The 6,341-nt window shown below is 46.3% G+C and carries 6 protein-coding genes and 1 pseudogene; 4 read left to right on the top strand and 3 right to left on the bottom strand.

Annotation, left to right across the window (positions count from 1 at the left end; all coding sequences use genetic code 11):
* Positions 1-228 precede the first annotated feature (228 nt).
* Positions 229-540 (top strand): annotated as a pseudogene (locus DSM107010_RS43430) (Txe/YoeB family addiction module toxin).
* Positions 541-636: 96 nt separating this feature from the next.
* Here the strand turns inward: DSM107010_RS43430 and DSM107010_RS36180 are convergent.
* From DSM107010_RS36180 to DSM107010_RS36190, 3 genes are all read right to left on the bottom strand, one after another.
* Positions 637-1,194, bottom strand: a complete 558-nt coding sequence (locus DSM107010_RS36180; RefSeq protein WP_127025289.1) for a hypothetical protein — start codon at positions 1,192-1,194, stop codon at positions 637-639.
* A 59-nt stretch (positions 1,195-1,253) separates the two neighbouring features.
* Positions 1,254-1,910 carry a siphovirus Gp157 family protein gene (locus DSM107010_RS36185; RefSeq protein WP_241994477.1) on the bottom strand — a complete coding sequence of 219 codons (657 nt, stop codon included), beginning with the start codon at positions 1,908-1,910 and terminating at the stop codon, positions 1,254-1,256.
* 394 nt (positions 1,911-2,304) lie between these two features.
* Positions 2,305-2,733, bottom strand: a complete 429-nt coding sequence (locus DSM107010_RS36190; protein ID WP_241994478.1) for a helix-turn-helix domain-containing protein — start codon at positions 2,731-2,733, stop codon at positions 2,305-2,307.
* 161 nt (positions 2,734-2,894) lie between these two features.
* Here DSM107010_RS36190 and DSM107010_RS36195 point away from each other — a divergent pair, with 161 nt between their 5' ends.
* The 3 genes from DSM107010_RS36195 to DSM107010_RS40685 all read left to right on the top strand — a co-directional run bounded on the left by DSM107010_RS36195 (position 2,895) and on the right by DSM107010_RS40685 (position 6,248).
* On the top strand, positions 2,895-4,262 hold the full coding sequence (locus DSM107010_RS36195; RefSeq protein WP_106169666.1) for a ParB/RepB/Spo0J family partition protein: 1,368 nt from the start codon (positions 2,895-2,897) through the stop codon (positions 4,260-4,262).
* Positions 4,263-4,438: 176 nt separating this feature from the next.
* The gene (locus tag DSM107010_RS36200; protein ID WP_106169674.1) at positions 4,439-5,887 is read left to right on the top strand and encodes a helix-turn-helix domain-containing protein; all 1,449 of its coding nucleotides are present in this window, start codon (positions 4,439-4,441) and stop codon (positions 5,885-5,887) included.
* A gap of 214 nt (positions 5,888-6,101) precedes the next feature.
* Positions 6,102-6,248: a hypothetical protein gene (locus DSM107010_RS40685; RefSeq protein ID WP_199756007.1), complete on the top strand. Its 147-nt coding sequence runs from the start codon at positions 6,102-6,104 to the stop codon at positions 6,246-6,248.
* Positions 6,249-6,341: the final 93 nt, after the last annotated feature.

A 6,341-nucleotide genomic window follows, 5' to 3' on the forward strand; every position in this document is an offset into this window, starting at 1 on the left:
AGAATTGAGAGAGCAACTACAAAGGTTTCTCTAGCTTATCGGCTTCTCCTTATTCCCACAAGCTATCTAGGATTGCTATATACTGCTCAATCGTTTGAGTCAGTACTTCGATCGTTTCTTCTTCTGGTTGCAGTTGGATGCGGATAGTTCGTTGCATACTGCGGATAACCTACTTCATATATAGTAGGGTTATCTGCAAATTTTGTCGAGCCGCCCACCAGGGGCGGGGTGTCCACCCACTTTTTCTCTGAATCAGAGGAAAAGCCGCTACCGATTGGGCGCAGTCCTGGGTTTAGCTCGCAATTCAAAGAAGACTTGGCTTGGTGATTTAAGACCGACTACAAAAAAGCAGCCAAAATTTTAGATTTGGTTACGGCTGTGATGATAGACCCGTTTCAAGGAATTGGTAAACCAGAACCATTAAAATACTTGGATGCAGATGTTTGGTCGCGCCGAATTGACTTAGAACATCGTCCGATCTATCTAGTCGGCAGCACTCAGATTGATTTTCTGGCTTGCAGATTTCATTACAAAGATTGATCGATCATAGCTAATCACAAGTTCGGTCAACAGCTTTAGCAAACTATTTCTTTGCCATAACGCAGTCTGGGCTCATGTTTTCTTTAACTACAGCAATCAAACAGCATTCCACAACTCCATCTGCTGCAATTGAGTAAATTTCTCCACGACTTTGACTTCACAATCCTCAACTACACTTAAGCCGTAAACGAGTGACAGAATTCGTCCGCCATTGGCTACAAACGGTGGACTCCACTGGGTTCGGTCTTTAGCATCGCCAGCTTTGGTATTGAGCTTTTGTCCGAGCCGATGCTGTTTGCGAATCTCCCACTCCTGATAAAGTTGGGAATATTGAATACACCAGCCTTTGACTTCGTTGATGCGATCGGGGTAGAGGCAGTCGCAAGCGATCGCCCACCGCGCCGAGCGAGCGTAGATGCACGGCACAACCTGACGCACGAAAACAGGCTGAAGCGGCAAAGTCACCACCTTGTCTCTAGGTGTCCCTTTAGCCCAAATAATTTGGATGCGATCGCCCCGATTGAGCAAATCGGCAACATTCGGCTGTCTAGGGACAGGAAAGCGAAACGCCCGCCACGGCACGATCGGTTCGTAGAAAGCATCAATCGCTGCCCTTAGTTGTGGGTCGATCCAATCAAACAAGTTTTGGTTCATAAAGCTTCAATAGGCACTATCCACATTGAATGGGGAATGGGTAATAGGTAACGGGCAACCTAGCGCCGAGAATGTTTAGCTGCGGATTGAGCCTCTCCCTTCATTTGCTCTAAGCTAGTCGGAGCAATTTCATAGATAACTCTGCGCTTGCGTTCCACGCGAGTTCCTGGTACTGGAGTACCTTTGCTCCAAGCTGCTTTTATTTTGGTTTTATCTGGTTTGCGCTCCTCCACCACCTTCACGGTGATGTAATCTGGAGGTACTTCATTTATGTTGAAGATTTCACACCCAGGTGGATTGAGTTTGATTCGGATTCGCCGAGACTGTCCTGCTGCCTCACTGCTAACTAGCCCTGATTCATTCAGACGCAGAATGGTAGTATCCAGGCTTTCTCGCCAACGGACCAGCCGAGCTAGCTCTTTGGTGTGGATGCTGACTAAATGCTCCATTCTAGCTTTTACGGCTGCAATCTCAGCGTCAATCTGGTCTGCTAACTCTGCATGGGCATCAATGGCAGCAACTCGATCGTCTTGAACTTGCCAAAGCTGCATGAGGATCTGTGCCTCCTGTTCCAGAGATTCAGCTTGAGATAGCTGTTTCCAAATTTTCGCAGCTAGTAGGCTTAGCCCTTTGAGAGACTGCGACATGATAGAAATAGGCAATGGAGAACGCTTAGGCTGACCGTTTGCCGAACCCGATTTCGCTGTAGAAGTCATGGAGTTATAAATTTAGAACTGCTAAGAGCGCTTGCGCGGTAGCGCCTAGTTAAGCCAAGTATGCGTTTTACCCGTTGTTTCAAGCATCATCGTGAAGCAGCGATCGCTCAAGCTCCTCCATCTTCAAAGAAACTGAGTTGAGCTAGTTGGTGTTGACTCTGTTACAACCAATAACTGTACAAATCTATAATGTGACAGCCCAATAACTGTACAAATCTAAGCGAGATTCGAGTCCTATATGCCAGGATGGAACGCTAGGAGAAACAGCAGCGGGAGAAAGAGTAGAAGAATTACCAGAGAAACTAAACCGTGCTGGATGCCCAGCATCCTAAAAGTTAGGATAGGCAAGCTTCTACAATCCTGCTGGAGTGAAACACCACTTTCGAGTCAAAAATTATGCTGGAACCTTATTGTCAGTTGAATGTAAGTTTTGGCTAACAGTTTCAGTGCTAGGATATTGAAATTTTTTAGCTAAGACTTCAGCTGAGAAAGCTATCACCGCAGCAATTTCTGTAGGATCTAGTCTAAGAATATCGGCTTTGATTTGTTCGGGCGTGCGGCTGTATTTTGTGTCACTAGATAGGTATTCGTCGAGAGAGATTTCGCTGTCTAGGTAGAGCAAGAGCGATTCAGCCGTGCCGCCCGTCGTTCGTGCCAGTCCTTTGAAGTTGTTTGAGTTTGGTTCTGGAAGATTTTTGCCAGCCAGCCAACGCCCAATTGTGGGCTGAGACACACCAATCGCTCTGCTCAGGCTAGTTTGGTTCCAGCCGGAACTCAACATTGACTCAATTAGCTCTATCAGTCGGTCTTGGCGGTTTTCCACAGGGACTTGTTCGTGCTTTACGTGAATTTACGTATCTCTATTTTGTGGCAAAGATCGATCGGTTCACAAGTTTGCGTTACATTACATTTTTATCTAACAAGCGTATAATGCATTATAAACTATACACTTGTATAACAGAATCTTCTTAGGAATCTTTTAAGGTGAAAGAACCGACGCAGGACTTAGAGCCAATATTTCATAAATTGGTTCCCCTGGAGCGATTAAAACCGCACCCGCGCAACACTAGCATTTACGGCGATGATGAAGACGTTTCCGATTTGGTCGATTTGATCTCTTCCAGTGGATGGATCAAACCACTAGTCATTACACCTTCAAATACTATTGTCAGCGGTCATCGGCGTTGGAAAGCTGCGATAAAACTCGGTCTTGAAACTGTACCCTGTGTAGAGAGAGAATTTCCGGAAGAGCTGGCAGAACTACAAGCACTGCTATTAGAAAATGCCAGTCGCCAGAAGACTAACGAGCAGAAAGTAAGAGAAGGGCAGGCTTGGGAAAGTATCGAGTCAGAGTTAGCTAGAGCGCGAAAACTAGCTACCCAAAACAACAATACAGCTAGAGCAGAGTGGAAAAATTTTTCCACTCAGGTAGATGACTTTGGTAGGGTTCGCGATCGCATTGCACAACGGGTAGGTCTTGGCTCTGGGGTAACTTACTCTAAAGCTGCTAAGGTAGTGGCACTGATTGACGAGTCAGTAGGTTTGGACGATCGCCAGCAGGCGGCGGCTCTCCGTTCGATCCTTAACGAGCAAAGCATAGACGCTGCCTACAAAGTCATACGAGAGCCAGTTGAGAAACGCCAATACGTCCTAGATAAAATTGCCTCGGGGGAAGTGTCAGTTAAACGCGGGATTGCATTACTTAAGTCCGAGCGGCAACTCCCCAGTCCGAGTGTGGCAGCGTCTATAGAAACGGACGAGCAGGAGTTGTCTGCTGCAATAGATAATTGGGACACAGCAGCAAGCGATCTGGGCGATCGCGAATGCATAGACAAAGACAATCTCTGCAAGAGCTGCTGGAACTGTCATTGGAGGGGAGAATCTATTGACAACCAAACCATCTATTGCCACCAGCTCGGCACTCTCAACATGGTAGAAAAAGATGGCTCTCAACGGGCACTGGAATGCGATCGCTGGCAAGAGCAAACCATGTCCCACAACAAAGCAGATTGTGGAAAAGGCGATAAACCGCTCGTTAAATATACCATCTATCTTCCAGCTCAATTAGCAGAAGCTTTGCAACAACGGGCTTCTGCTACCAACTACTTAACTATTGAAAAGTATATTCACTCACTCATCCTAGCTGACCTAGAGAAGGCTGACTCCAACGCCGATCGTGACAGAGCCGCTTCTGGGCTAGCGGACGATCTCATGACAACTGGGCAACTCGTTCCCCAACAACAGAGTGACGCTGCTTCTGAATTGAATAGGATCGAGACAAGCTTACCTGTATTGTCCCCAGCTCGAATAGCTCCATTGACGACTTTGCACTGCTCGAGGGAGCAGAACTAATCCAAAAGGCAGATCGGAATTAGCAAGCGTTACCGCCACCTATACGCAACTAAAAACTCTTGGCGAGTAGAGAAAATCTACGTAGCAGTTAAAGGCAAGCGGTGGACGAGCAAGGCAATACCTTGTAACTGGCAATTGATGCTACAGTCTAGTGCAAGTTGAGGAGTAGAATGAAGATGGTGCGTAAAAGCATACCTGACAGCCAGCCCAAGCAATCTGCTACTAAAGGTGGAACCCGCCGCACGCGCTCCACTCGGCAAGTGGATCGGAAACAGGATAGCAGCAAGCAACATCAACTTACAGATAGACCTCAAACTAGTCCCGATCTCTTTGTCAATTCAGCAGCAACCAGTATGGCTTCGGCAATGCCAATTTGGGGAGCAAGTAGTATCCTGACGCAGAGGAAGGATTTGCCCTGGAGCGCCGATCCAAATGGCAAGCTGTGCTATGCCAAGGATGTTGAAAATGGTAAGGGAGTAGTCCTATTTTGGGTAACTGAAGACCTGGAACAAGAATATCCGGCAACGCTAGCTGGTGCTGCGGCTCTAGCTGTCATCGATACTTTTGACATTCGAGCGGCTTGTATGCACTTGATTTATGCTGCCCATGCTACGCAGTTGGATCGCCCTTGGGAACAGGAGCTGGTCATAGACGATCGGCAAATCGAAGCCTATCTCGGTCTGCAAAAACGTACCGATAAAAACCGACAACAAAAGTTAGCACTAATCAAAGAAATCGTCCAACAACCCTGCAAAATTACAACCTATGTTTCCTGGCCCGCTCAAGGCAAAGCGAAAGGATTCACTGTAGAAGAAGGTAGACTTTGGCATTTATTAGGAATTCGTTACCACTATCAACAAGATTTATTTGGTAATAAAGAGCTAACAGGCATCACTTTCACTGTTCGAGCTGGGCTATGGGCAAAATACTTTCTCAACGATGAAGGACGTAGAGACATTAGTGCTTATTGCCCGTGCGGTGAACTATCTAAAGCTTTGCTGGAGGATATTATGAGCCTTTGGCAACATCGTGAAGGTGCAGCCCGATTGATGGTGTGGCTGCTATTCAAATCTAAAGTCGATCGGCAGAATCATCATGTAGCGCAGACTCTGATGGAAATTGCCTACGGCACTCAAAGAATTGAAGCGGCAAGACAAGATAGCCAACTCCGTAAAAAGCTTGCTAATACTTGGGACGAGGACTTGTTAGCTTTGCACGACAAAGGTTGGCAACTTTACTTTCACCCAGATACCTACCCTCCACAGTTGCAACCTCCAGGTTTTGGGCGCAGCAACCAGAGTAGACCGAAAGGATTCTTCGATCAACTTCTATCAGCACAGCTATGGATCGAGCCTCCAGAAAATTGGAAAAAAGATGCGATCGCTCCCAGACCTACTAGCGAGTCTGAAATACAACCAGTAGTAGTATTACCAGTCCAGTCTCAGCCTACTCTAACTGGTGCCCAAATCAAGGCTCGTAGAAAGGAGAAAGGCTGGAGTCAGCCAAAGTTATCCGCCCTGAGCGGACTCAGCCAAGGCTTAATTTCTCTAATTGAGAACGAAAAGCGTTCCCTGACAGGTGAAAATCAAGAAATTTTGGAACGAACTTTTGCATTAAATTCTTAATATTACTCGCCTGACGAATGCTTCTAGAAGGTTGCTCGGAATGGCATCAGTCGATCGCTCTGATTCCTGACTAATTATTGGCGATCGCTACAAAATTTATTACAAAGTCTTCATTTGCTCATATATGGGAGTGCAAAGCACGCTTTTTGCTATTAGCCCTCTATATATAGAGCTGTTTTGAGAATCGACTTATTTTAAAGTCGGGGCTATGGCAATGCCACGCTCGACGCTAGAACTTCCAGATACCAAAGTTTATAGCATATTACAAACGACTCTAGAACCCCCACCCCAAGATTTATCTCTGAAAATATTACAAATCACTCTAGAACCCCACCCCCAAAAATATTACAAACGACTCTAGAACCCCCACCCCAAGATTTATCTCTGAAAATATTACAAATCACTCTAGAACCCCACCCCCCCAAAATATTACAAACGACTCTAGAACCCCCTA

This window comes from Chroococcidiopsis cubana SAG 39.79 (genome assembly GCF_003991895.1).
Lineage (GTDB): Bacteria > Cyanobacteriota > Cyanobacteriia > Cyanobacteriales > Chroococcidiopsidaceae > Chroococcidiopsis > Chroococcidiopsis thermalis.